General features: G+C 45.6%; 24 protein-coding genes and 1 pseudogene. 10 read left to right on the plus strand and 15 right to left on the minus strand.

What is annotated here, in order from left to right; translation table 11 throughout:
- Positions 1 to 39: 39 nt before the first annotated feature.
- Positions 40 to 3,198, minus strand: a complete 3,159-nt coding sequence (locus ACFSUO_RS15720; RefSeq protein ID WP_382395914.1) for a DEAD/DEAH box helicase — start codon at positions 3,196 to 3,198, stop codon at positions 40 to 42.
- Positions 3,199 to 3,237: 39 nt separating this feature from the next.
- Positions 3,238 to 3,639, minus strand: coding sequence for a (deoxy)nucleoside triphosphate pyrophosphohydrolase (locus ACFSUO_RS15725; protein ID WP_382395828.1), 402 nt, complete (start codon positions 3,637 to 3,639; stop codon positions 3,238 to 3,240).
- A 215-nt stretch (positions 3,640 to 3,854) separates the two neighbouring features.
- On the opposite strand from ACFSUO_RS15725, the gene ACFSUO_RS15730 reads away from it, so the two are divergent.
- The 3 genes and pseudogenes from ACFSUO_RS15730 to ACFSUO_RS15740 all read left to right on the plus strand — a co-directional run bounded on the left by ACFSUO_RS15730 (position 3,855) and on the right by ACFSUO_RS15740 (position 5,729).
- Positions 3,855 to 4,088 (plus strand): hypothetical protein, encoded by a 234-nt coding sequence (locus ACFSUO_RS15730; protein ID WP_382395830.1) that lies wholly within the window; start codon positions 3,855 to 3,857, stop codon positions 4,086 to 4,088.
- A gap of 175 nt (positions 4,089 to 4,263) precedes the next feature.
- Positions 4,264 to 4,473: pseudogene (locus tag ACFSUO_RS15735) on the plus strand (cupin domain-containing protein); the annotation flags it as partial.
- 29 nt (positions 4,474 to 4,502) lie between these two features.
- Complete coding sequence (locus ACFSUO_RS15740) at positions 4,503 to 5,729, plus strand: DUF819 family protein (RefSeq protein WP_382395832.1); 1,227 nt, start codon at positions 4,503 to 4,505, stop codon at positions 5,727 to 5,729.
- A 105-nt stretch (positions 5,730 to 5,834) separates the two neighbouring features.
- Here ACFSUO_RS15740 and ACFSUO_RS15745 read toward each other — a convergent pair whose 3' ends face one another.
- From ACFSUO_RS15745 to ACFSUO_RS15755, 3 genes are all read right to left on the minus strand, one after another.
- Complete coding sequence (locus ACFSUO_RS15745; RefSeq protein WP_382395834.1) at positions 5,835 to 7,055, minus strand: hemolysin family protein; 1,221 nt, start codon at positions 7,053 to 7,055, stop codon at positions 5,835 to 5,837.
- 146 nt (positions 7,056 to 7,201) lie between these two features.
- The gene (locus ACFSUO_RS15750; RefSeq protein WP_382395836.1) at positions 7,202 to 8,266 is read right to left on the minus strand and encodes a superoxide dismutase; all 1,065 of its coding nucleotides are present in this window, start codon (positions 8,264 to 8,266) and stop codon (positions 7,202 to 7,204) included.
- Between the two features lie 184 nt (positions 8,267 to 8,450).
- Positions 8,451 to 9,590, minus strand: coding sequence for a hypothetical protein (locus ACFSUO_RS15755; RefSeq protein ID WP_382395838.1), 1,140 nt, complete (start codon positions 9,588 to 9,590; stop codon positions 8,451 to 8,453).
- 249 nt (positions 9,591 to 9,839) lie between these two features.
- Here ACFSUO_RS15755 and ACFSUO_RS15760 point away from each other — a divergent pair, with 249 nt between their 5' ends.
- The 7 genes from ACFSUO_RS15760 (at position 9,840) to ACFSUO_RS15790 (ending at position 17,246) form a co-directional block, all read left to right on the plus strand.
- The gene (locus ACFSUO_RS15760) at positions 9,840 to 10,418 is read left to right on the plus strand and encodes a hypothetical protein (RefSeq protein ID WP_382395840.1); all 579 of its coding nucleotides are present in this window, start codon (positions 9,840 to 9,842) and stop codon (positions 10,416 to 10,418) included.
- Positions 10,419 to 10,442: 24 nt separating this feature from the next.
- Complete coding sequence (locus ACFSUO_RS15765) at positions 10,443 to 11,984, plus strand: solute symporter family protein (protein WP_382395842.1); 1,542 nt, start codon at positions 10,443 to 10,445, stop codon at positions 11,982 to 11,984.
- A complete protein-coding gene (locus ACFSUO_RS15770) occupies positions 11,981 to 13,720 on the plus strand; it encodes a LytS/YhcK type 5TM receptor domain-containing protein (protein ID WP_382395844.1) in 1,740 nt (579 codons plus the stop codon). The genes ACFSUO_RS15765 and ACFSUO_RS15770 overlap by 4 nt, the downstream gene beginning before the upstream one ends.
- 20 nt (positions 13,721 to 13,740) lie before the next feature.
- Entirely contained in the window at positions 13,741 to 14,499 is a 759-nt protein-coding gene (locus ACFSUO_RS15775; RefSeq protein ID WP_382395846.1) for a LytR/AlgR family response regulator transcription factor, read from the plus strand.
- A 294-nt stretch (positions 14,500 to 14,793) separates the two neighbouring features.
- Positions 14,794 to 15,150, plus strand: coding sequence for a DUF485 domain-containing protein (locus tag ACFSUO_RS15780; RefSeq protein ID WP_382395848.1), 357 nt, complete (start codon positions 14,794 to 14,796; stop codon positions 15,148 to 15,150).
- Positions 15,147 to 16,688 carry a solute symporter family protein gene (locus tag ACFSUO_RS15785; RefSeq protein WP_382395850.1) on the plus strand — a complete coding sequence of 514 codons (1,542 nt, stop codon included), beginning with the start codon at positions 15,147 to 15,149 and terminating at the stop codon, positions 16,686 to 16,688. Before ACFSUO_RS15780 ends, ACFSUO_RS15785 begins: the two co-directional genes overlap by 4 nt.
- A gap of 219 nt (positions 16,689 to 16,907) precedes the next feature.
- Positions 16,908 to 17,246, plus strand: a complete 339-nt coding sequence (locus ACFSUO_RS15790; RefSeq protein WP_382395852.1) for a hypothetical protein — start codon at positions 16,908 to 16,910, stop codon at positions 17,244 to 17,246.
- Between the two features lie 70 nt (positions 17,247 to 17,316).
- Here ACFSUO_RS15790 and crcB (ACFSUO_RS15795) read toward each other — a convergent pair whose 3' ends face one another.
- The 10 genes from crcB (ACFSUO_RS15795) to ACFSUO_RS15840 form a co-directional block, all read right to left on the minus strand.
- A complete protein-coding gene (crcB, locus tag ACFSUO_RS15795) occupies positions 17,317 to 17,670 on the minus strand; it encodes a fluoride efflux transporter CrcB (protein WP_382395854.1) in 354 nt (117 codons plus the stop codon).
- Positions 17,670 to 18,053, minus strand: coding sequence for a fluoride efflux transporter CrcB (gene crcB / locus ACFSUO_RS15800; protein ID WP_382395856.1), 384 nt, complete (start codon positions 18,051 to 18,053; stop codon positions 17,670 to 17,672). Before crcB (ACFSUO_RS15800) ends, crcB (ACFSUO_RS15795) begins: the two co-directional genes overlap by 1 nt.
- 266 nt (positions 18,054 to 18,319) lie before the next feature.
- Positions 18,320 to 19,933 carry an FMN-binding glutamate synthase family protein gene (locus ACFSUO_RS15805; protein WP_382395858.1) on the minus strand — a complete coding sequence of 538 codons (1,614 nt, stop codon included), beginning with the start codon at positions 19,931 to 19,933 and terminating at the stop codon, positions 18,320 to 18,322.
- A 133-nt stretch (positions 19,934 to 20,066) separates the two neighbouring features.
- The gene (locus ACFSUO_RS15810) at positions 20,067 to 20,603 is read right to left on the minus strand and encodes a hypothetical protein (protein WP_382395860.1); all 537 of its coding nucleotides are present in this window, start codon (positions 20,601 to 20,603) and stop codon (positions 20,067 to 20,069) included.
- Between the two features lie 111 nt (positions 20,604 to 20,714).
- Entirely contained in the window at positions 20,715 to 21,209 is a 495-nt protein-coding gene (locus ACFSUO_RS15815) for a protease complex subunit PrcB family protein (protein WP_382395862.1), read from the minus strand.
- Between the two features lie 210 nt (positions 21,210 to 21,419).
- The gene (locus ACFSUO_RS15820) at positions 21,420 to 21,773 is read right to left on the minus strand and encodes a hypothetical protein (protein ID WP_382395864.1); all 354 of its coding nucleotides are present in this window, start codon (positions 21,771 to 21,773) and stop codon (positions 21,420 to 21,422) included.
- A gap of 63 nt (positions 21,774 to 21,836) precedes the next feature.
- Complete coding sequence (gene coaW, locus ACFSUO_RS15825) at positions 21,837 to 22,661, minus strand: type II pantothenate kinase (protein WP_382395866.1); 825 nt, start codon at positions 22,659 to 22,661, stop codon at positions 21,837 to 21,839.
- Between the two features lie 223 nt (positions 22,662 to 22,884).
- Positions 22,885 to 23,796, minus strand: a complete 912-nt coding sequence (locus ACFSUO_RS15830) for an Rpn family recombination-promoting nuclease/putative transposase (RefSeq protein ID WP_382395868.1) — start codon at positions 23,794 to 23,796, stop codon at positions 22,885 to 22,887.
- 285 nt (positions 23,797 to 24,081) lie between these two features.
- Positions 24,082 to 24,162, minus strand: coding sequence for a putative holin-like toxin (locus tag ACFSUO_RS15835; RefSeq protein WP_382395916.1), 81 nt, complete (start codon positions 24,160 to 24,162; stop codon positions 24,082 to 24,084).
- A gap of 113 nt (positions 24,163 to 24,275) precedes the next feature.
- Entirely contained in the window at positions 24,276 to 25,010 is a 735-nt protein-coding gene (locus ACFSUO_RS15840; RefSeq protein WP_382395870.1) for an ABC transporter permease, read from the minus strand.
- Position 25,011 lies beyond the last annotated feature (1 nt).

The following is a 25,011-nucleotide window of genomic DNA, read 5'->3' on the forward strand; positions in this document are numbered from 1 at the left end:
AAAAAGCTCCGTTAATTAACGAAGCTTTTTATTTTCACACTACAATACATTCTTATTCGCTTTCGATACAAACATCGGCGGCATCTCGCGACGTAAACGCCAAACAAAATTCATTGGTTTACTTCCCGAATGTTGCACATAATCAGCAGTCCCAAGAAACATATAAGGTGACGTATACCCGTTTTCTTTCTTATATTCCCGGACAAATAGCATAATTTGGTGGTTATTTACTCGATGATGAATATAGCGCTTAGCTGTTTTGCTCGTTGGCGTCACGGTGCTCTGAGTTTGCCAGTGGAATAATTGTTCATTCATCGCATAATCTTTATACAATGTTGATGGTGAAAAATCCTTTTCCGATTTATTTAACGTTATGAAAAACGCATCTGTACTTTTTTCCTTGAAATGTTTAACGCCCTCTTGGAAATTCGGGGCTTTATCCTTATTATAGTGATCCATCGCCGCCATTATCTGGTTAATATTATAACTCGCATGAACACGTAATGGGGATGGATAGTCCAAATCATGCATAAACTCCATTGCCGTTAAATGTTGCCGGTTATAATCCAGGATTTGCAGTATTTCTTCCTTTATTTCGGGCACACTTACAACATAGTTAATCCCTGCTTCAATGGAATCAAATCCCTCTTCATGTGGTGCTTTCTGATAGAATGAGTAGTAAAACATATTGGCCATTAGGCTTTCCTCTTCACTACGCACTACAAAATCAGTCAAATAGCGTAAATAAAAATCAAGCAACGTCTTTGAATTTAAGTAAAAGAAGTTAGACAACCGTTTTGTGACCATTTTTTCATCCTGAAAGTAAAAGTCTTCTTTAATGCCAGCCTCTACTAGCATTCGACTGAATGAACGATTACCACTCCTGCCATAAAAGTCATAAATAGACAATTGGTAGTACGTTAAAAAGTTATTCAAGGATAACGGCTGATCAGAATTAAAATGAAAATCCTTTAACTTTTGAATTATATGACTGCGACGGTTGTTCAATTGTTTCACATTCCGCAAAACATAGTCTTTTGCCTGTTTTTCCATCACAATAAAAGAGCCTCGGGGCAATGAACTAAAGCCGTTCTCCACATAATGCTTGATCGAATGTTTTGTTTTACCAACAAGTGCACGGAATTTTTCTTCAAAATTGTAATTTTTATGTGCCTGTCCAATAAAGTCAAGTACCGTTAAACACTCCTTCCCTTCATGTAACCGCAATCCACGTCCGAGTTGTTGTAAAAATACCGTTAAACTTTCCGTTGGACGCAAAAACAACGTCGTATTGACAGCTGGTATATCGACACCTTCATTATATAAATCAGCGACAAAAATAAATTTAATAGCGCCTGATTCTAATTCTTTCTGGGCCGTTTCTCTCGTTTCCTTATCTGAATCGCCATGCAAGGCTATGGATGGGACACCTTGTTGATTGAAAAATTCTTCCATAAACTGGGCGTGTTTAACGCCGACGCAAAAGCCTAGACCCTTTACATCATCTAAATCTGCGACATATGCTTTAACGCTTTTTAAAATTTGCTTTGCACGCATCGTATCGCCTGTGTATACATTTTCCAATTCTCGTACATCATAGCCACGATTCCGCCATGTTACTTGTGATAGATCAACACTATCCGTTACACAAAAATATTGAAACGGACTTAATAACTTCTGATCAACCGCTTCCGTCAAGCGCATTTCGGCAGCAATTCGATCATCAAAGTACGGTAGAACGCTTTTCCCGTCCATTCGTTCTGGTGTCGCTGTTAAACCAAGCAATACTTTTGGGTGATAGTATTGAAGCAATTTTTGATAGGAATTAGCTGCAGCATGATGAAACTCATCCACAATAATAAAGTCATAGTAATCAGGCGATGTATTTTCATACAACTTACGGCTATTAAAGCTTTGAATACTGATAAATAAATGCTCAATACTATCTGGTTGAAGTGTACCGACCAATAAATCACCAAAATTCAAATCCTGCATAATTGCCCGAAACGTATCAAGGCTCTGCTTCAAAATTTCTTCGCGATGGGCAACAAACAGGAGTCTTTGTGGTTTTCCTTTTTCTTGTACAAAACGCTTGTAATCAAATGCTGATATAACCGTTTTGCCAACCCCTGTCGCGGCAACTAGCAAATTGTTATATTTACCGTGGACTTTCCGTTCAACATCCAGGTTCTCAAGAATCTCTTTTTGAAAATAATATGGCTTTATCTCAAATGAAAAATGAAGTGGCTGCTTATCTCGTTCTTTTTTATTTAAACTGGTTTTTAAATGCTCGTGGTCTGCTACTTTGTCACAATGAAAGGCTTCAAATTCATCGTTATTCCAATACGTTTCAAAGGTGTGATCAACTTTTTGCATTACATCAAATGAATCTTTTTCCGTAATCTTAATATTCCATTCCAAACCCGATGTCAACGCTGGATTGGATAAATTTGAGGATCCAATATAAGCCGTGCTGAAATTCGTATCGCGTTTAAACGTATAGGCTTTAGCATGAAGTCTCGTTCGATCCACATCATACGAGATCTTAATCTCTGTGTTCGGTAATTGGCTTAATTCCATAATGGCCTTGTAATCGGTCGCTTGCATATAAGAAGTCGTAATGATGCGAAGCCTGCCACCTTTTTTCTCAGTAAACTCTCTTAATTCTGACATGATACCACGGATACCGCTCCATTTAATAAATGACACAAGCATGTCAATTTGATCGGAGGATAAAATCTCATTTCTAAGCTCGTTCATCATATTAGGTTCTGCTTTCGAGCCAGTAAACAAGGAACTTTCAGAAATAGGTGTTACTGGGCGGACAGGGTTTTCATCTTTAACACTGCGAACATGATTTAGTTTGGAATAAATCGATGTTAGAATTTCACCTTCTTGATCCAATTCCAAACGTTTGAAATCATCTTCAGGCAGTAACTCACTAAGTTTATGAATGAGGGCATTACTCGCCTGGATTTGCTTTAACAGCGCCCCTTGATCATCTTTTTTATCATGTTTATCTCGTATGTAAAATAAAGCTTTTCGGGTCACCTCGGAGATATAAAAAGCCAGTTTCTTACTTGCTTCTTCCACATCAAGCGATTCCTTGCCAATTTCATAATGATCAGCTTCCAATTTTTCTAATTCCTGTTTTAGTTCCTTCGTTATCACTTCTTCATATATACCTTCTTGAAACAAGCGATCACTTCCTTTAATACTCATTGTCATAGGGTAATTTTAAGTGGGGGAGATAATCTTCCTAATCTTTTCTATCGCTGGTAGATCCGCTGGTGCCCAGTCCAATGTTTGCAAATCGTTTGGCACTATCCATTTTAGCTTATTGTGTTCGGTTCTAACCGGTATGCCGTCAAGCAGATGACAAAAATAAGTTGAAAGATGCACAATGCCAAAGTCGTATTCGTAAACGGTATGCTCAACCTGTTCACCAACCTCTATTTGACAATGCATCTCCTCTTCTATCTCACGTTGCAATGCATCCCCAGGTGTTTCACCCTGTTCGATCTTCCCACCAGGAAACTCCCATTTATATGGTAATGACTTGGATGGTCCCCTCTGAGCACATAAAATTTTATTGTTATCCGTAATGACTGCTCCAACAACATGTATATTTTTCTTCATTGGATCCTCCTATAAAGTTTACTACCTCTTATAATAATGACTTTTCTAGTAGATTTCGACCATAACGTTTTTAATTCTGTATGGGAAAAGAATCTTGCCTTTTTTACCTGAGTGATTTAAAGGGCAAATGGTATTAGGAAATGTTAAAATAGTTTGAACACAATAATTACTTTGAGTTGTTTTAGATTTTTGAAACCTAGAGGGGGTTACTGGCAATGGAATCTAAAAGTAAAATGTTAAATAATGAAGAGCCTATCCTGATTACTCGATGGTACATAGAAGACATCAAAAGTACCTTTGAAAAACTAGGAATTGAAGCGAGCGAGGAGAATCTCTTGAAAGCTGCAGAAGAAGTAAAATTGTATTTTTCAGGTGTTCTTGTACCATACGGAAATGAAATTCTTGAAATTATGTTGAGCAATTTATTCGAGGAGACAAACGTTGATTAAGTATAGGATTAGTATTTTTCGCTCTCACATAAACATGAAACATCCCATAGGTTCAGGTGCCCTGCTTGCAATTTTTGCAAAATCGGTTGCACGTATAACAAAAAACGCTTGATTGATACGAATGTATTGGAGAGGAAGCAGTGATGTTTAATAGCAGTATGGGAAGGAGTGCGGCTATGTTCTCCAGGGTATGCTCACCGTCGTACTGGATAACGAGGAGATTCATTTGGAGAAAGGGGACAGCATATCCTTCAACAGCCTGATTCCGCACCGTTATGTCAATTTCACGATAAAACGTCCATTTCTGTATGGGCAAGGACACCAACGGCTTTTTAAGCATTCTCTTACCTCGCATAAATCGGCGTTTATAAAGACGTCATTTTGAACCAATGACAAAACAATGGGGTGATCAAATTGGAAACATCATTGATAGCACCAGATAATACGTGGGCGCTTTGGGCTTTTCTGACAGGCTGGGCAGCTATCAGCATTTATTTGGAGCAGAGGTACGCATGGGCATCGAAAATCTCCGGGGCCATCATCGCTTTAATCGGGGCCATGGCACTGGCAAACTTGAACATTATCCCGGTTGAATCCAGTGTTTATGACGCCGTCTGGAATTATGTCGTGCCACTGGCGATTCCACTTCTGTTATTCCAGGCCAACATTAAAAAGATTTGGCAGGAAAGCGGGCGAATGCTGACTATTTTTCTATTAAGTGCAATTGGCACCGTGGCCGGAACAATTATTTCATTTATGCTGCTGAAAGATGTCATTCCACACTTGGACAAAATTGGTGCTATGATGGCCGGTTCCTATACTGGAGGCGGAGTGAATTTTGCCGCTATGTCGGCCAAGTTCGAAGCACCAGGTGAACTCGTTTCAGCGACAGTTGTTGCAGACAACGCTATGATGGCACTATTTTTCTTTGTCCTTATGGCAATTCCGGCTATTTCCTTCTTCCGGTCCAAATTTAAAACGCCGCACATGGAAGAAGTGGAAGCGGGCGTCTCCGGTGATGAAGACGAAACACAGGCAGCTTCATTCTGGAAACGCAAGGAAATTTCATTAAAAGATATTGCTACAAGTGTTGCCACTGCCTTTATTCTTGTTGCAGTGTCCTTCCACCTGGCTGATTTTTTTGCAGGAATTATCCCGAGTGGTGAGGATGTAAATATTTTTTATCAGGTACTGGGTGGTATTATCGGTGATCAGTACCTCATGCTGACGACGCTTACCGTCATAGTGGTGCTTTTATTCCCGAACTATTTCGAGAATATCCAGGGAACGCAAGAGATTGGGACGTTCTTAATTTACTTGTTTTTCGTTGTTATTGGTGTTCCAGCATCGCTATCATTAGTTGTTACAACAGCACCACTTTTGCTCGTCTTTGTACTGATCATTGTGCTGATGAATTTACTTTTCTCCCTTGTGCTTGGGAAACTGTTTAAATTCAACCTCGAAGAAGTGGTGCTTGCAAGTAACGCAAACCTTGGCGGCCCGACGACTGCTGCGGCGATGGCAATTGCCAAAGGCTGGAACAAACTTATCGTGCCCATTCTTCTGGTTGGCACACTCGGCTATATTATTGGCAACTATATCGGAACCGGTCTTGGCATGTGGTTCCAAAATCTTATATAGACGGTTAAATGAGTCATCACGAGTGCTCCGGATTGCTTCCCGTCCGGGCGCTCTTTTTTTAATCTGCTGATGTTACGTAAATTTTCATAGTCAGAGCAGTCACCGTCATTTCACAATATGCACCTTCCTAATCATGCGTCCTTCTATTTTAAGCACTTTAAACGTCAGGTTGTTGCGCTCCAGTACCTCGCCCTCTTTGGGAAAATCAATAAATTCTTTTAATAGGTATCCGGCAAGGACATCCTCTTCTTCTGGAATGTCTGTACGGAATACGGAATTCAGCCGCCTTAGTGGTATTTTGCCATCACAGATCATTTCGGTTTCCGTCATCTTTTCAATGATTGCCTCGTTCTCAGAGTCCATTTCATCTTCAATTTCCAGGCCGATCATGGCTTCAATGACATCTTCATGTGTCAGGATGCCTTCTGTTCCGCCATACTCGTCCAATACAATAGTCATATGTTTTTTCTCTTTTGTCATTTTGCGGAAGACCCACTCAATCGGGTGAAATTCGTACACAATCATGGGATCCATATAACTGAAGGCTTCCAATGATTTATCCCGCTCTTCTGACCATGACAGCAAATATTTGGAATGAAAGATAGCTACAATATCGTCTATATCCTCATTATAAACGGGATAACGTGTATACGGGTTCTGGATCACAACGTCCCGTACTTCCTCAAATGAAGCTGTAATGGGAAGTGCGGTTATGTCGACCCGCGGTGTTTTTATGACGTCTCTTACTTTTAAGTTGTAAAAATCGAGCACCCCTTTAATACGGTGGGACTCGGCCTGGTTGAATGTCCCTTCCGAATCGGCAATATCGACCATCGCACGCAGGTCTTCTTTCGATATCGATTCATCATCTAATTCACCTTTCGCCAGTGCTCTTGTAATAAACCCTGTCAGCCAATTAAGTACGATGGTTATCGGCTTGAATACAATGATGAAGAATCGAATAACAGGATAGATAATGGGTGAGATACGATCGGGAAATGCCGCTGCCACTGATTTAGGAATAACCTCAGAGAAAACAAGGATCGTCACGGTCAAAAAAGCCGAAGCGATCCCCACATTAAAGTCGTATTGAATCGCCAGTGTTGTCACAAGCGTGGGGAGCAGAATGTTGGCTATGTTATTTCCAATTAAAATCGTTGTGATAAATTCGCTTGGCTTTGAAACTAAATCCAGCAGTTTTTCCGCCTTTTTATCATTATGTTTTGCCTTCGTTTGCAGTTTCAGTTTATTGGTGGCTGTCAGTGCCGTTTCGCTTCCTGAAAAGAATAGCGATGCAACTAATAATATAATGATTGCAATGATCACAAGCTATATCCTCCTTAGCCATGGCAGGTTGTATTACTGTATATATAAGTATTTTTGACACATGGGAAATTTTTAACCCACTCCTGTGCATAATAAAAAGGAGAGGATACCCTCTCCTTTGGCACCGATCAACCTATCAGCATGTATTAATACGGCGTCCACTGAACATACTGTGCCTGCTGGAACCGCTGATTGACGTCATCCCAATTCACGACGTTCCACCACGCGTCAATATAGTCTTTGCGGTTCGTCTGATATTGCAAATAATAGGCATGCTCCCACACATCCAGCACTAATAATGGAATGATATCCTGCTGAGACAGATTTTGATGTTTTTCGGCCTGCAGTATTTCTGTCCGGTGTGATCGAGGTGACCAGACAAGCATGGCCCAGCCAACCGACTGAACTTTTTCAGCAGCATGGGAGAAGTGCTCTTTAAACTTGTCAAAGCTTCCGAATGTGCGTTTGATTTCTTTGGCAATGGTGCCATCTGGTTTTCCCCCGCCATTCGGGCACATATTATGCCAGAAAATGGTGTGAAGATAGTGTCCGGCACCATTAAAGGCCGCTTCGTTTTCCCAGTGCCTGATTAGGGAGAAGTCACCACGCTTTCTGGCTTTTTCCATTTCTTTTTCGGCTTTGTTAAGGCCTTCCACATAGCCTTTATGATGTTTATCATGGTGCAGCCTCATAATTTCTTCACTAATGTGCGGCTCAAGTGCATTGTAATCATATGGCAGCGGCGGGAGTTTATGCTGGCCGATTGGCACGGTCTGGGATGCTTTCCGGTCGTCATCGTCCAGCTCCTCTTCCTCGCCTGCTTCCCATTCGTCGTATTCCGCCTCCACATCGGTATCTGATGAGTCTCGTTCGATTTCCACATTGCCGTCTGCCGCTTCCTCTATTGCGTTTCCGACAGTCTGAATCCCGCGGGTAAATTCAGTGAATTGCTCCCTTAACGATTCAGCTTCCGCCTGCAGCGAATCAACATCTTCCATCTCATCATCTTGCGTTTCATCCCGGTCAAGCTGGGATCGATAACTATTCGCCCGTTCCCGCAGCTGGCTGAATTCGCCCAACCAGCCATCTATGTCCGCCTTTACATCTGATGTAAAACCCTCATTCTGTTTAAATGAAATAATCGATTCCTCACACCGCTCCGCCCAGTCATTCAGCTGCTGCAGCCAATTGATTTTCTGTGATTCTGGCATATCGAACATGAACCTCCTTCATATAATCAAACACTCCGTGGTAGCCTATGCCGCAATGCCTAATTTTGTCACACCTGCTAGCTGGGCGGGCATGAGTGGAAGACTTATACATAAAAAAACGGCCGGGGATGGCATTGGTTCGCCGCGCCCGACCGCTTCTTCATGTTTATTTTCAAAGGGGCACTTAGTCTTCTACATCGTCGCCATAATACTCCATTTGCTCGTACCGCTGTTGCTGCCGGTAGCCATACGTGATGTTCCGAACCATTGAGTCATTCTCCAGACCAGAGCCGATAGCGCCTGCCACTGTTGCCACGGAGGTGACCAGCCAGGCCAGCTGCAAATAGTGCCGGAAACTCACTTGTTCTTCCAGCCCGGTAACAGAGGCATATAAATCCGGCGGTACAAAAAAGGCAACTGCCGCAAAGAAAAGAATATAGAGCATACAGTAATAGACGGCAACCGACACCCCTAGCGTCATAACAGTCGCGGCATTATACAGCATACGCAACTTCCGTTCACTTTTGTAACTCGGTTTTTCCCATAGATTATGGGCAACAATCACCCAGATAATCATGCCGAAGATAGCAGCCAGCATCAGCACGACAAACCGTATTGATCCATATGCCACACTCAGCTTCCACAGGGTTGGGAAAATCAAACCGTATGCCCCGGTCGCAAACGCAACGGCAACAACATTTTTAAACGCAGGAATGATCGACAAGGGTTTGTTAGCATACGCCATTCCCAATAGGAGTCTTGTCCGCCCATATATCCGGGGCCTGAGCACAAACAGAACATCCGCCTTCACCTTGTCGTTTGGGTGGGATGCTTTGCGAATCGGAGAAAAATAAAACCGCCGCTTCAGCAGATGGCCTTCATTCGAAGCTGCAGTCCCTTCGTTCGTGCTCTCCGGATAGCCGTTCACTTTATAATACAGTTCACTTACCATTTGGATAATTGCCTTTTTCACACGTTTATAAAGCGGAAAGAATCCAAATGCCGGTATGGATACTTGTGCAACCCCGGTGTCCTCATTCACGTCACCCAGCACAATATCTTTTTGGGAAAACATTGGCAAGTCGGTCAGACAAACCGTATAATCCCAGTTTTCCTTCTGTTTAATGGCTGCAGCCCGTTGCATATTTTTATCGATATTCTCGGCTGCTCCCGTGAGCGGGTCATAATACAGCCGAATCTTCCACTCAATCGCACGGTTAATATTATCCGAAAATGCTTGCGGCAGCTCATCCGCCAATCGTTCAGCCATATCTGCCGGTAATTCGGGAGCTGGAATCAGCCCAACAACCATTGATTCTTCCATGAAAGAACCACCTCCCCACTGCTTCGGAATGATCGGAGACAACTATTCTATTACCTATATCGTAATCCGAAAAACTAGCAAATTGAATTTCGAGTAGAAATCTTTACGGACCACAGTAATTAAGGTAGGATTTATAACAAGACAATTTATAATTTTTTAAATATTTTATGCAAGGAGTTCGTGCAGGTCTTTTGTGGGAGCGCGCGACTTTCCCGGTTTTCGCGCGACTTTTGGCCCGGGCCGCTCGATTTGAAACGGCTCTCGCTCGATTTGAGACGGCTCTCGCTCGATTTGAGGCGGTTCTCGCTCGAGTTGCGGCTGCTCTCGCTCGAGTTGCGGCTGCTCTCGCTCGAGTTGCGGCTGTTCTCGCTCGAGTTACGGCTGCTCTCGCTCGAGTTGCGGCTGTTCTCGCTCGAGTTGCGGCTGCTCTCGCTCGAGTTGCGGCTGTTCTCGCTCGAGTTGTGGCTGTTCTCGCTCGAGTTGCGGCTGCTCTCGCTCGAGTTGCGGCTGTTCTCGCTCGAGTTGCGGCTGTTCTCGCTCGAGTTGCGGCTGTTCTCGCTCGAGTTGCGGCTGTTCTCGCTCGAGTTGCGGCTGCTCTCGCTCGAGTTGCGGCTGTTCTCGCTCGAGTTGCGGCTGTTCTCGCTCGAGTTGAGACGGCTCTCGCTCGAGTTGCGGCTGTTCTCGCTCGAGTTGCGGCTGTTCTCGCTCGAGTTGAGACGGCTCTCGCTCGATTTGAGGCGGCTCTCGCTCGATTTGGGGGTGTTCTCGCTCGATTCACCCTTCTGCTCGTTCGATTCCAACCGGCCCAACACACAATCCAATATCTAAATGCTCCACAAGGAAGGTGACAGTTTGAACCTTACTTATTTCCTGTTTTTCTTGTGCATTATTGTCTGTACGCTGATTATTACGTATTGGGCGGCGAAACAGAGCAAAACCACGAACCAGTTTTATGTTGCGGCCGGAAGCCTGACCGGTATTCAGAACGGGATGGCGATTGCCGGAGATTACATCAGTGCGGCATCTTTTTTAGGGATTATCGGCACGATTGCGATCAGTGGGTTTGATGGATTTTTATATGCGATTGGATTTCTTGTTTCCTATTTAATCGTCTTATTTTTCATCGCGGAGCCTGTACATCATCTGGGCAATTATTCGCTTGGGGATGTCGTCTGTTCGCGCTTCCCGAGTGTTCGCATGCGCTGGATGATGGCGATTAGTGCACTGCTTATTTCCATTCTCTATATGATTCCGCAGCTGGTTGCAGCGGGACTTCTGATTCGGCTATTGCTCGATATAAATTATACAACCTCTGTTCTGGTTATCGGAAGTTTGATGACGGTATATGTTGTGTTTGGTGGTATGTTTGCAACGTCGTGGGTGCAGATTGTAAAAACGGTTGTGCTTATGTCCGGCACATTCCTGCTGGCGCTCATTGTGTTTTCGCGTTTCGGCTGGAGCATCCAAGAGTTAATTTCCAACGTCAAACCGGGGACACCGCTTGGGGAGCAATTTTTTCAGCCAGGTAATTTATATGATCACCCACTGGAAAGTCTATCCTTACATCTCGCGTTAATCCTGGGAACAGCAGGGCTGCCGCATATTCTGATTCGGCTGTTTACCGTCCGGAATGCTCGGGAGGTACGGCGGTCGCTGTTAACTGCCAGCTGGATTATTGGTGTGTTTTACATTATTGCACTTGTACTTGGTCTTGGTGCAGTGGCCCTTGTCGGTTACCACGAACTCATTCTTATAGACCCGACCGGAAACTTGGCCGCCCCGCTCTTGGCAGGCGAATTGGGTGGTGACTTTTTGATGGCGTTCATTGCGGCAATTGCGTTTACAACGATTGTTGCCGTGGTAGCTGGGCTGGTTATCTCAGCAACCACTGCTTTTTCCCATGATGTTTACTACCATATTGTCAAAAAGGGGCAGACCACTGAAAGAAAACAATTGCGTGCTGCACAGGGCACCGCATTTGTTGTTGGGCTCGTCTCTACCTTATTTGCGCTCGGACTGCAGCATATTAATGTTACTTTTCTTGTTTCACTAACGTTCATTGTTGCCGCATCAAGCAATTTACCGGTACTTTTGTTCACCATTTACTGGAAACGTTTTAACGAGGCAGGGGCAATTATCGGCATGGTATGCGGGCTGGCTGCATCTCTCACACTGCTGGTGACGGGTCCGCACATTATGAACCCGGATGGCGGCTGGATCCCCCATGAACCGTTTTTACCACTATCCAACCCGGGCATTATTGCGATTCCGATTGGATTTTTGGGCGCTGTGCTTGGTTCGCTTCTGACCCAAAATGACTACAGCAGCAAGGGATTCCAACGGTTTTATATAAAAGCACAGACAGGAGTGGACGTGAAGGAGGATGCCTCATGAAGTACCTGACCATGATTCTGTTTGAACGTCTGGGCTTATTGCTGGTGCTCGCATTTGTGCTGACGCGCATCCCCGGGTTCCGGTCTCTGCTCGACCGTGAATTCGGCAAAAAAATGACGCTCGTCCACGCTGGCATGTTTGGCCTTTTCGGTGTTGCCGGCACAATTACAGGTGTTGTCCTGGAGGATGGCGAGATTGCTTCCAGGATGTTGGTCTGGTCTGTTTCCGATGATCAGCTCATTGTCAGCTCCAGCCTGGTTGCGATTGTGATTGCCGGGCTGCTCGGTGGCCCCGTCGTTGGCCTCGGAGCGGGCGTCATTGCCGGTGGACATCTTTTTTATCTGGGCGGCATAGGCTTTATAGCAAACAGTCTCGTCAACCCGATTACCGGATTTCTTGCCGGATGGACCGCGCGCTTTTTTTCCAATGAGCGGGTTATTTCCCCATTAAAGGCGCTGTTCATCGGTGTATTTCCTCCGGTTCTGCACATGCATTTGCTGCTCATCGCCGAACCGGAATCAAGTTCTATGATTGCCATGGTGAATACAGTAGGCCTGCCGCTGGTGTTATCGAACAGCATTGCCATTGCTATTTTTACCACGATGATTGGGATGGCCCTTCGTGAGCAAGAAAATGAGGCGGCATTGGCAGCAAGGAAAGCGTTCACCATTGCAGAGGAGGCACTCCCTTTTTTAAAAAAAGATTCCGCCCGGGAGATGGCAGCTGGGATTGCAAATTTGCTTTATGACCGGCTGGAGCTGGCTGCTGTCTCCGTTACCAATGAACGGGAAATTCTCGCGCACCGCGGGATGGGTGCTGATCATCATCAGCAAGGAAGTCCGGTCATTACGCCATTATCTGATGATGCAATCCAGTCCGGACAGATGAAGGTAGCCTATTCCCGTTCTGACATCCAGTGCCCACATGCCAAATGCCCTTTTGAATCAGCCATTATTATTCCGTTCATGGACACAAGCGAGTCACCGGGCCTGATTAAGTTTTACTTTCGGAAAGCACAGCACATCCGTCCGGTGGAACTGATGCTCGCACAAGGGCTTGGACAGTTAATTTCCAACCAGCTGCACAGTATCGCAGCGGAAAAACTGAAATCGCACATACGTGATGCTGAGCTGCGGAACCTCCAGGCCCAGATCAACCCACATTTCCTGTTCAATACACTGCATATGATTGCCGCACTGTTTCGGAAAGATCCGGAAAAAGCCCGGCAGATGACCGTCAGCCTTGCCCATTACATGCGGTTTAACATCGGCCTGGTTTCATCATCCCTTGTCCATTTGGAAAAAGAAGTGCAGCACGTCAAAGCATATATGGCCATCATCCAGACCCGTTTCTCCAATCGGCTCCATATTAACGTTATCGAACCGGTCGGCGGATCACAGGCACTGATCCCGCCGTCGACTATCCAGCCATTGGTCGAAAACAGCATCCAGCACGGGTTAAAAAATGTAACGGACGGGGGTGAAGTCAACGTGGTTATGGAAAAGAAAGACAGCTGTATCCGGATTGCCGTTCGTGACAATGGGTGTGGTTTTGACGAACATTGGCTGGCAAAGGGGGGCATTGCAAAATCGACAGATCAGCAGCAAAGCGGCGCGGGACTTTTCAATGTGAATCAGCGTCTTGTCAGTCTGCTTGGGGAGTCCGCACACCTGAACATCTGCAATTTGCCCGGGCGAGGAAGTGAAGTGACGTTTACCATTCCGTATAACGAGTGACACGAAAGGAGAATGTTCGTATGGAGCTGATTCATGCAATGATAGCCGAAGATGAACAACTGGCACGGGAGGAATTAATTTACCTGTTGAAAAAAGAGCCTCACGTAATGGTCTGCCCCAGTGCGGAAACAGGCGAGCAATTGGTTGAACTGTATATCGAGCATGAACCGGACGTCATTTTTTTGGACGTACAAATGCCTGGCCTGACCGGAGTAGAGGCAGCCGGGAAGATTGCAGCACTTGCCTATCACCGGATGCCGTTGTTTGTATTCACGACCGCGTATGATGATTATGCCCTTGATGCGTTCGAATTGGAAGCTGTCGATTATTTGCTGAAGCCATATGAGGACAGCCGGTTTCAAAAGACGATGAAGCGAATAAGGAAGCAATTGGCACAGGCTGGGACGGAAAAGGACAACCCCACCTTGTCCCAGCATGAATCCCCGGCCTCCAAACTGCTCGTCGATGACGGGGAGCGGATGGTCGTACTGCCGCCCGATTCCATCTATTACGCGGTACCGTCGAAACGAATGCTGGAAATCCACACAAAAGAAGAAATAATCGAAAGCCGGATGACACTGCAGGAACTGGAGGAAAAACTGCACGGCCTGCCATTTTTCCGGACACACCGGAGCTACCTGGTCAACTTGAACCATATCCGCGAAATCACGCCGTGGTTCAATGGCGCCTACAATATAACCCTAAAAGATAAAGACCACACAACACTGCCGGTAAGCCGCTCAGCAAGAAAGGTTTTGCTGGAAACATTTAAACAATAACTGTTTACCCAAACATTAAGACAATTCAAACAACAATAGCGGCAATTGATACAAAATCTGCTTCCATTACCGCACGTATCTATTATACTTGGACGTAAGCGCTTTCAATACTGTGGGGGTGATGGATTTCAAATGGGACAGTCGGCAGGCAGTCCATCAAACGGGAGACATGATTACTATGATAAGGGGGTATCGATGTGATTGATTCACTCACACCAGTCAAGGCGGACGTGAATATGCCGGATTATGATGAGGCACAGGCCAGTTTTTCATGGAAAGAAAGGGAGGGTTCTAATGAGTAACGCAACCGAATACCAAACGGACGATTACTCCGGTAAAAACGTTGATTTTGTGAAGGTGGAGCAAAGTGAATCATTTCAAAAGTTAATGCATGACCGGAAAAAGTTCATCGTACCACTGACCATCTTTTTTCTTATTTTTTACTTTTTGCTTCCTACACTGACGTCCTATACAAATTTTTTGAACACACCGGCCTTTGGGGATATTTCCTGGGTTTGGCTGTTTGCTTTTGCGCAATTTATCATGACGTGGGTGCTATGCACAGTATACGTAAAAAAGGCCGCCTCGTTTGATGAGCAGGCGAACCAGATTATTGACAAACAGATTAAGAATGGAGGGGATCCGTCATGAGTCCAACTGTCATCATTCTTTTTCTAGCGATTGTCATTCTGACGCTGATTATTACTTTCTGGGCCTCCAAACGAACACAGACGACAGGGGATTTTTATACAGCCGGGGGTGGGCTGACTGGTTTTCAGAACGGCATTGCTATATCCGGTGACTACTTATCGGCAGCTTCTTTCCTTGGAATTGCCGGATCCATTGCACTGTATGGCTTCGACGGCTTCTTCTACAGTATTGGCTTTTTAATTGCCTATCTGGTTGTTCTATTCCTGGTGGCAGAGCCGTTAAGGAATCTTGGAAAATTTACATTGGCTGATATGATCAATGCGCGGTTCGATGCCAAAAAGGTGCGGGGGGCCGCGGCACTCAGCACCATCACGATTGTTTTCTTCTACATGATCGCTCAGCTGGTTGGGGCCGGAGCGCTGATTCAGCTTTTATTTGACATCCCTTATTGGATTGCTGTTCTGATTGTTGGTGTCATGATGACGATCTACGTATTGTTCGGCGGTATGATTGCCACAAGCTGGGTGCAGATTGTCAAAGCTGTTCTGCTGATGGCCGGCATGATTATTGTCTCATTTTTAGTCCTGCTGGAATTTAACTTTAATATCGGAGCGATGTTCAGTGAAGTCAAAACGGTCACAAGCCATGGGGCCGACTACTTGAAACCAGGGTTAAAGTATACCGAACCACTGGGCACGATTTCCCTGATGCTTGCGCTGGTCCTCGGAACATCCGGCTTGCCGCATATCCTGATGCGCTTTTTCACCGTTAAAGATGCGAAAACCGCACGAAGCTCCGTCATTACAGCAACCTGGACGATTGGTATCTTTTACGTACTGACGCTGTTTCTCGGTTTTGGCGCAGCTGCCTTTGTCGGAGAAACAAAAATCCTTGCAGCCAATCCGGGCGGAAACATGGCCGCACCGCTTCTGGCAGAGGCAATTGGCGGGGAAATCCTATTTTCGTTTATATCAGCGGTTGCATTTGCGACCATTCTCGCTGTTGTCGCCGGGCTGGTTTTATCTGGCGCATCGGCATTTGCCCACGACTTATACGGGCAGATTATTAAGAAAGGGAAGGCTTCTGAACAAAAACAAATGCTCGCTGCCCGCTATGCAGCACTGGCCGTCTCCATCATGTCAATTGTGCTGGCACTGTTTGCACAGTATCTGAATGTGGCATTTCTGGTCTCGCTTGCCTTCTGTATCGCCGCAAGCGCCAACTTGCCAGTCATTCTGTATACGGTCTACTGGAAAAGATTCAATACAACAGGCGCCGTCACTGCAATTCTGTCAGGCCTGTTCTCGGCACTGATTCTCGTTTCGATAAGCCCTAGTGTCTTCTCACCGGTTGAAGGTGCGGCACTGTTTGTCGGGGAGCCAATCTTCCCGCTAACCAATCCGGCGCTCGTTTCTGTACCAATCGGATTCCTTGGCGGCTACCTCGGCACCGTGTTGTCCAAGAGCAAAGGCGACGCCAAACGGTACGCCGAAGTCAAAGTCAAAGCCAACACCGGCTACCAAAACGCCGGCAACTAACAAGGAAAAGCGACTGCTATTATGGCAGTCGCTTTCTTTATGGGATGCGGGGCGGCTTCGATGCGTCGGTAGGAATGGCCCTGTTGTCGCGCGAGTTTTGGCCGGCCCGCGCGACTTTCTCGATTTTCGCGCGACTTTTGGCTCGGCTCGCACGACTTTCTCGATTTTCGCGCGACTTTTGGTTCGGCCCGCGCGACTTTCCTGATTTTCGCGCGACTTTTGGTTCGGCCCGCGCGACTTTCCCGATTTTCGCGCGACTTTTGGTTCGGCTCGCGCGACTTTCCTGATTTTCGCGTGACTTTTGGCTCGACTCGCGCGACTTTCCTGATTTTCGCGCGACTTTTGGCTCGGCCCGCGCGACTTTTCCGATTTTCGCGCGACTTTTGGTTCGGCCCGCGCGACTTTTCCGATTTTCGCGCGACTTTTGGCTCGGCCCGCGCGACTTTCTCGATTTTTGCGCGACTTTTGGTTCGGCTCGCGCGACTTTCTCGATTTTCGCGCGACTTTTGGCTCGGCAACACCCATGCAAAAACTCCTTGCGACAATAGTTATTGCTAATCAGGCATGTCTTTCAGATGGAAATTCCAAATTCAAACGTTTTCTATCCGTTCCGGCAGCAAATCCAAAACTATAACCAGAACCCAAAAACTGCCGCGCCAGCTCCGGAAAGGACAGACGCCACAACATAAAAAATCGCTACATTCACCCTACTAGCTACCAGCAACTGTAGTGTCTCATACCCGAATGTGGAAAAAGTTGTAAAAGCACCGCAAAAGCCAGCACCAGCAAACAGCCACAGCCATTCTCCAATGCTCCCATTCAAATGCAAGTCAAAAAGCACCCCAAGCAAAAAGGAACCAGCAACATTGACAAGCCATGTGCCAACAGGGAAATGACCCGAGTTTTTATTTGCCAGCACACGACCAAGCCAATATCTTGTACCGGCACCGAGGGAACCGCCCAAGCCAACCAGCCACAGCATTAGCCTTCCCCCTTTAGCCTGGTCTGAAAGGCTGCACACCTATATCCTATATATGCCAAAAAAAGGCCACCAATGATACTGATGACACTATAGAAAACACCTTGCAGCACAGCACCATCCCTAATTAGCTCTATTAAGTCCACAGAAAAGGTAGAGAATGTGGTGAATGATCCAGTAAAACCCGTCCCGGCCAGCAGCGACACTTTATGCCAGCGTCCGGCCCTCCGGCTGCTGAATGTCAGAAACCAACCAAGAAAAAGACAGCCGGCTAAATTGACCAGCAGTGTAGCCACCGGAAATCCGACCGTTCCAATCCACTCACCAAATGAATACCTCGCTACCGCACCAAAAAAGCCGCCAACCATCACCAGCAACAACGGCATACCCGCATCACCTGCCTAATATTTTTATGAATCCGGCCTATTTTTATAGTCTCATGTTCATTCCCGCTCACATATTCCTTTATTAGTCTTACATCTGTTCAAACAAAAAACCACTGATGCAAACACATCAGCAGTTTTATCTTTGCAAAGCCAGATCAGCGATTTTACCATCCATCGGCGCTTTCCGACAGTTCAGCAGTTTCGCCTCACTTATCAGCAATTCCACTCCGTTTATTCCATGCGGCCATTGCCGGCACGGTACCTACTTAGGCGTTCATGGATCCTTCCCCTCCAGGCTGAATCATGGACTGATAAATATCATCAAGCGACCACGTTTTCCCTTTTTCATCTTTGTATATCACATGTTCCCGTTTAAAATGGATAGGCGAGTCAAGCCCTGCTGCCGCAGCAACACGGAACAGGCCTTTCCGCATCGTGATGACGTAATTCGCTGTGCGGTATTTTTTTTCATCAACAACAAGCGCCTTCTGTAAATCCGGATCCGTTGTCGCAACACCAACCGGACATATGTTAGATGCACATTTTAATGTCTGGATACATCCGACAGTGATCATGAATGCGCGGGCAATGTTGACAAGGTCAGCACCCATGGCTAGTGCAATTGCTACTTTATCCGGTGAGAATAGTTTGCCGGATGCGATGATTTTCACCCGATCACGGACGCCATGTTTCTTTAGAGCGTTATCGACAAGGGGAAGTGCTGACTTAATCGGAAGCCCAACACTATCTGTTAGCTCCTGATACGAGGCACCTGTTCCACCTTCCCCACCATCAATCGTAATGAAGTCAGGTCCCTTGCCTGAATCCCGCATTTCTTTTGCCAATTCCTCCGCTTCAAAATGACTGCCAACCACGATTTTCATCCCGACTGGCTTTCCCGTATGTTCACGGATACGCTCAATAAAATCAAACAGCGACGGCAGATCACCGAACTCAGGAAAACGGTTCGGACTGTCAATAGACTTATACGGCTCCACCATACGGATTCTGGCAATTTCTTCGGTTACTTTTTCAGCATCCACGTGCCCGCCGCGCGTCTTCGCACCCTGGGCAAGTTTCACTTCAAATGCTTTCACCTGTGGAATCTTGCTTTTTTCCAATAATTCATCCCAGTTGAAATTACCTTCACGATCCCGGACGCCAAACATGCCTGGCCCTATCTGCATAATTATGTCGGCGCCGCCTTTCAAATGATAATCAGACAGACCACCCTCGCCAGTATTCATCCATGTGCCCTTAGCGATACCCAGTCCTTCCGATAAAGCCGTAATAGCCCGGTCACCCAGCGAACCATAGCTCATGGCCGACATGCCAATTGGCCCGCGCGCCCTGAACGGGTATTTGCAATTCTCGCCGACCACAATCGTATCCTTTTCATCAAGCAAATACGCAGGCGATTCCTCTTCCTCAAGATGTTCCTCCCTCTGCGTAAACAACGGATCTTTCACAAGCAAATATCGATTTGTTTTCTGTTTGGTATCCCTGTCCATCTTAATTTCCTCGGTCAGCTTCGGAAACATGGAATTTCGGATATAGTAGCCCGCTTCCTCGAAATTCCGTTGCGATCCAAATCCTTCCACATCCCGCTTGTACTTCGCTTTTTTGACAATATGCTGGAACTCTTCACGTGAAATCGGCTTGCCTTCGCGATCATTATTGAAAAAATACTGCCGCAGTTCGGGACCGATTTTTTCAAAGAAGTAGCGTGCCCTTCCGACAATCGGATAATTGCGGAGGACTGGATGCTGCCTCTGCGTACGGTCCACAAAAAATATATAGATACCAATAATCAATAAGACGACGATGATGGCAGTCACCAAGACAAATCCAATCACTGTCATAACATCTGCTATGTTCATCTCTGCATCCTCACCTTTTTAAAAGACTCTATATTCTAGGATGCATCGAAACGTGAAAATTTATCCATAAAGGTGAGGTATTTCACTTTATTGGCCTCGATTATGAAACAAAAAAAAGACAGTAACGATTTATTCATTTCTGTCTGTTTAAACTCTTCATTTCTGATTCAACTTTAAATACCCGCTGATTCAATACATCTGTTCTGGTATCAAAATGGGTGACAATGGTTTCTGTATATTCCCCCAAGCTGGCAACCAAATTCTTTTGCAGCCGTTCTTGGCCATCCTCCAGTCTCTTCTGCCCCTGTTTCAGTTCTGATACATCACTGCGCACGTCATCCAAACCTGTACGAAGCTCTCCTACTTCCGTTCGTAGTTCACTCTGGCCTGTGCGCAATTCATTCTGTCCCGTGCGTAACTCTCCTACCTCTGTGCGTACTTCACTCAGACCTGTACGCAGTTCCCCGACTTCCGTGCGTACTCCGTTCAAGCCTGTCCGGAGTTCCCCGACTTCCGTGCGTACTTCGTTCAAGCCTGTCCGGAGTTCTCCTACTTCCGTGCGTACTTCGTTCAAGCCTGTCCGGAGTTCTCCTACTTCCGTGCGTACTTCACCCAATCCCGTTCGCAGTTCTTGCATCTCACGTAAAATCTGTTTTAATGTTTCTTCCATAATCACCCCTCCCCTATGAGCAAAGCACTTTCATTATAGCATATATTTGTTAAAAAACGGTTTATGTCCAGTTATTTTCCTGTCTTTTTAAAAAGCCAGAGGAAGCATTCTTTATCCATCTGCCGTCAATTCTTCCGGCTCAACCTCATTTATAAACTGGAAGGTCTCATCCCGTTTGCCGTCCAGCTCGGCAATCGCCATCGGATAGGTGAGCGCTTGTGTACTGAAGCTGTCTTTGCCCGGTTCTGTTACATGATACCTGACAGCAACCTGCCCCGTTTCCGCTTCAGTACCGGGTTTAGCCATACTGACTGACTTCACCTGTTCAATCGCAACATCGTATCCGCCGGTCGGCTTTTGCCCAAGCATGATGATGACGTATGTCTTCCCTTCCGCATGGAAAACTTTTTGTGCCGATTCTGACTTATGTTCACGAATCCACTGCTGCACTAAATCCGGTGCCTCATCAGCAGTAACCGTTTCAAATGAAAGTTCGGCGCCTTTCTTGTTACTATTCTCTCCAGTCATTTTTCCATCCTCCGCTGCTCCAGATCCACAGCCAGCCAATAATGAGCAAGTCAAAATCATCAGAATAACACCGCGCATCCTATTCCGCTCCTTTGGGATCTGCGTTTTTCCGTTTTTGCTCAGAGTATTCCCCGCTAAACGGAGATGATACACTTCCCTCCCTTTAACCATTTGTAAGTACGTACACCATGAATCAGGCTGGTGTATTGTTTAATAGCAGTTCTCTTCTTCAAAAAGGACACCTGACCAAAGAAACAACATTTTTCAACTGCTCAGAATTCCCATTGTTTATTCTTGCTCAGAGGCGGTATAGCTAATCGGATTATTGTCTGTTTCCAACAGCTTATCCCGCTGTACAAACAGTGTTATGATTAAAGCAGCCTCGCTGACTGCAAGCAAGACAGCTCCTAATACTAATCCGCCCAGAAAGAGTGCCTCATTGATGCCAAAAGAATAGAAAAACCAGCCGAAGATACCAAACGCTCCAAGAAGAAAATGAATCACACTTGCAACAAAAACCTGTGAGCCAAACAAGCCGGTCATTTTGATCGTTTTCCAGCCATACAGATAGCCGACCGCTAGTGAAGCCAGCAGGAAAACAACATAAACCGTGATCGCTAAGCCACTACCATTCAGTGTCATACTGCATTATCCTTTCGCAATTGCATCCTTTCTAATGACAGCTGCTCTTCAAACGCACTTTCCCTATTTTTCATCAAGGGATAACAATGCACCAACAGCACCACTATATGCACCATTGTCCAAAAATATTGGCGTTTTCCCAGCTAATTTCGTATACGTTTCTATCGTTTCCTGCAACAGCGGATTAGATCGAAGTGAGGAACCGATATAAACAATAGCATCAGCATTATTGTGTGCTGCCATATTTGTACTGACCGTTACAACCACCTCACCGATCAGACCGATAAGGGAGGCAAGTATGTCAGCATTCGCTGGCGTCCGTCCCGGCATCATTTCTGTTTTCCCAAAATTACTGGCAGTTAAGTCACCGGAAATAGGCGGCAGTGCCCCTTCAAAAATATCACGGACTTTCAAATCAACCTGTCCTCTGTCACCGTCACCAGCAGTCTGTACAATCGTGTCATAGTCTCGCATGCCGGTTAATAAATACGCCAGCCCAAGCAGTGTCCCGCCGCCGATACCGGAACCGCCGACCCGCTCCTGTCTGCCGTCAATAACATAATGAATGGATGTCCCAGTTCCGACATTCACAAACAAATAACCGTCCCCAAGTGTACGTTCTTGCTCATGCGCCAAAAAATCGATGCCCTTCATTGTGGCGTCAAATTCTACAACAGTCATGGCCGAGGTGTGAAGCTTACTCGCCAATACCTTACTTTTTCCGCCAGTTATACATATAGACGGATGATCAAAATCATTTTCTATCCACGCTGCGGCTTCATCCATGTCACGAGACCGGAACGACCGATAGCCAGCGCTTTCATTTTCTGTGTACGCCACTTTTATAAGGGTTCCGCCAGCATCAATACCGATTTTCGATGATTGCATATTTCGTACCCTCCGAATCTAAAATCCTGTTGGCAGTTGTTTACCAGTTTCATAGTATGTGAGTTTCCGTTTGTAAAAATTCCTTATTAGCCAAATAAGCCAAGCCTTCCTCCGATAATAGCTGCGGCTGCCAGCAAGCACACGAATATCAGGCGGCTAATTGTCAGCAGATAATCGTTAGTATCCTTCTTATACTTTTTCTCCATCAGTGCTCATTATCGGGCTAGATTGTTTTCTTTAACTTTTCAATTTCATCTTTTTCAAGGTGTGTCAGATCGGCGACAACATCAACCGAGAACCCTTTCCTTAACATTTCAGCAGCAATTTCTTGCTTTGCTGCTTGCTCGCCTTCAATTCGTCCCTCTTTTTTTCCTTCTTTTTTCCCTTTCTCCTCATAGGAAATCGTAAGTTCCATAACCTTTTCACCGTCATCCATTTTGCCAATCTCTTCGTGCAATTCTTTTTCCTCCTTTTCATTCAATTTTAAGTAACTTTCGAAAAAACCGTATATCAAATATTCCTTAGCTGGGTTCAACTGCATTCTCACTAACATCCGCAGAAATTCCTTTTTAACCTCAATCCGTTCATCACTAGAATATCCCATTTTGCTGAGCAATGCTGCAGCAGCAGGGTTATTTGATTGGATGTAATTACGCCAATTCTTTTTCCTGAGTTCCAGTTTCAAAAAGTTAAACGTCAGGACATGAAAGAAAGGAAACGCGATTGTGAATGTATCCTGCTCATCACGTGTTTCGTCATAACTGAAAACAGCAATTGGCACAATAGGCTTGCGGTACTTATTATACAGCAAGCTATAATAATGAAACATCCGCTCATGGAAGTTCCGCTGCACATAGCTTTGCGGTTCGACATGGATGATGATAACGGAATCCTCGCCCTTTAGTTTAGTTTCAACAACGATGTCAAGTCTCCGGGTGTCACCTTGATGCAAATCCGTATGCACTTCTTCAGACAGCAATGTCGTGTGATGATAATCAATATGTCTGTGAACATCCGGGAAAAATACAGCGATGAATTCTTTGAAAAATGTCTGAATGAGATCTTTGAACAGCAAATCATGATTGGTATACTCGGAGGTTTCTGTTTGTTCACGTACGATAGTGGCTAATTTCATTTTAGCACATCCTTTTGGGGGGAATGAAGTGGCATGACTGAGGGTGTAAACACTATAAAGAGTATATCATATAACGCCACCAGGAACAATTGTTCTATTAATTTTTTAAAATATTTCTTCCCTTAAGCTATGTTCATTATTGCCGTTATCCGTTATACTATAGATAAAGAAAGCGGCCGCCAGTGCGAACACCAGCGGCCGTGTACAATAGCCCTTCAAGGGGCGGCTCACATGCTTTGTGATCCTTCAACATCACCCTACATGCTCGCCAGGCTCATAGGGTGGTTATTTGTTTTGGTCAGACAGTATCATCGCCACCAGTGTTCCGAACGAAATCATCAGCACCAGCGTCTCAAATACTGTTATACCGCACCACCCCCCTTCTTAAAGGGAGTGAGCCACCACCCCGTAAGCCTTCTTGTACAAATTCTATTTTACCAGACATATGCCATAGTTAAATAGAACATTTTAACTGTTTTTTACACTTCTTTTCGTTGAAAATAAACCAAACCTGCAGCGAAAAACACCAGCAGACTGCCGCCTACAACCGTCAGCACTTGATCCCACGGCACATAAAAGACACTGTCCGACGCCCTGCCAGCATACATCATCAGGAATGGCTGCCCCCAGGGATAATACGGACCGAACTGTTCAGAATTCACCGCCAATATCGAAGGCAGCGTGAAAATAACATTGACTGCAAACGGAGCAGCAAAGCTTTTCCAAACCGTCGACATCCATAATTGCAGGGCCACAAGTGGAAACGTGGCAACCCAGCCCCCCAGTACACTTTTCCAGATGATCATCATTGGGAACGGATCAGCAATTCCTTTCATGACGCCAGCCATATAAACCGCTCCGAGGAAAAGCATCTGAATAATGAAAACGGATGCAATCAGCAGGAGATATTTCGTAAAGAAAACACTTCCTCTAGTAACCGGCAATGACAGAAATTGCTTCCAGCCACCTGCCTGATGCTCATACCGGCAGATCAGGCCGGCCAGCACTCCTGTCATAAGGGGAAGAAACAACAGTGCATATGGCAGGATCATGAACTGCAGCAGCAGGTACCACGCATTCACATCTGCTTCCATCCCAGTGATATTTGTCATTAGACCGATCATCAGACCGATTGCCGGACCGACAAACAATACAGGCAGCATTCCAGATTTTCGGAATTTAAACCACTCTGACTGTACGACGGATAAAAACATA

Source organism: Lentibacillus juripiscarius, assembly GCF_042685205.1.
GTDB lineage: Bacteria > Bacillota > Bacilli > Bacillales > Amphibacillaceae > Lentibacillus > Lentibacillus juripiscarius.

Excerpts from the sequence above, each read along its gene's own strand:
- ACFSUO_RS15725 (WP_382395828.1), bottom strand. The coding sequence starts at position 3,639 with ATGAAGAAAAATATACATGTTGTTGGAGCAGTCATTACGGATAACAAT.
- ACFSUO_RS15730 (WP_382395830.1), top strand. The coding sequence starts at position 3,855 with ATGGAATCTAAAAGTAAAATGTTAAATAATGAAGAGCCTATCCTGATT.
- ACFSUO_RS15750 (WP_382395836.1), bottom strand. The coding sequence starts at position 8,266 with ATGCCAGAATCACAGAAAATCAATTGGCTGCAGCAGCTGAATGACTGG.
- ACFSUO_RS15755 (WP_382395838.1), bottom strand. The coding sequence starts at position 9,590 with ATGGAAGAATCAATGGTTGTTGGGCTGATTCCAGCTCCCGAATTACCG.
- ACFSUO_RS15770 (WP_382395844.1), top strand. The coding sequence starts at position 11,981 with ATGAAGTACCTGACCATGATTCTGTTTGAACGTCTGGGCTTATTGCTG.
- ACFSUO_RS15775 (WP_382395846.1), top strand. The coding sequence starts at position 13,741 with ATGGAGCTGATTCATGCAATGATAGCCGAAGATGAACAACTGGCACGG.
- ACFSUO_RS15780 (WP_382395848.1), top strand. The coding sequence starts at position 14,794 with ATGAGTAACGCAACCGAATACCAAACGGACGATTACTCCGGTAAAAAC.
- ACFSUO_RS15785 (WP_382395850.1), top strand. The coding sequence starts at position 15,147 with ATGAGTCCAACTGTCATCATTCTTTTTCTAGCGATTGTCATTCTGACG.
- crcB (WP_382395854.1), bottom strand. The coding sequence starts at position 17,670 with ATGCTGTGGCTGGTTGGCTTGGGCGGTTCCCTCGGTGCCGGTACAAGA.
- crcB (WP_382395856.1), bottom strand. The coding sequence starts at position 18,053 with ATGCCGTTGTTGCTGGTGATGGTTGGCGGCTTTTTTGGTGCGGTAGCG.
- ACFSUO_RS15805 (WP_382395858.1), bottom strand. The coding sequence starts at position 19,933 with ATGAACATAGCAGATGTTATGACAGTGATTGGATTTGTCTTGGTGACT.
- ACFSUO_RS15810 (WP_382395860.1), bottom strand. The coding sequence starts at position 20,603 with ATGGAAGAAACATTAAAACAGATTTTACGTGAGATGCAAGAACTGCGA.
- ACFSUO_RS15815 (WP_382395862.1), bottom strand. The coding sequence starts at position 21,209 with ATGCGCGGTGTTATTCTGATGATTTTGACTTGCTCATTATTGGCTGGC.
- ACFSUO_RS15820 (WP_382395864.1), bottom strand. The coding sequence starts at position 21,773 with ATGACACTGAATGGTAGTGGCTTAGCGATCACGGTTTATGTTGTTTTC.
- coaW (WP_382395866.1), bottom strand. The coding sequence starts at position 22,661 with ATGCAATCATCGAAAATCGGTATTGATGCTGGCGGAACCCTTATAAAA.
- ACFSUO_RS15830 (WP_382395868.1), bottom strand. The coding sequence starts at position 23,796 with ATGAAATTAGCCACTATCGTACGTGAACAAACAGAAACCTCCGAGTAT.
- ACFSUO_RS15840 (WP_382395870.1), bottom strand. The coding sequence starts at position 25,010 with ATGTTTTTATCCGTCGTACAGTCAGAGTGGTTTAAATTCCGAAAATCT.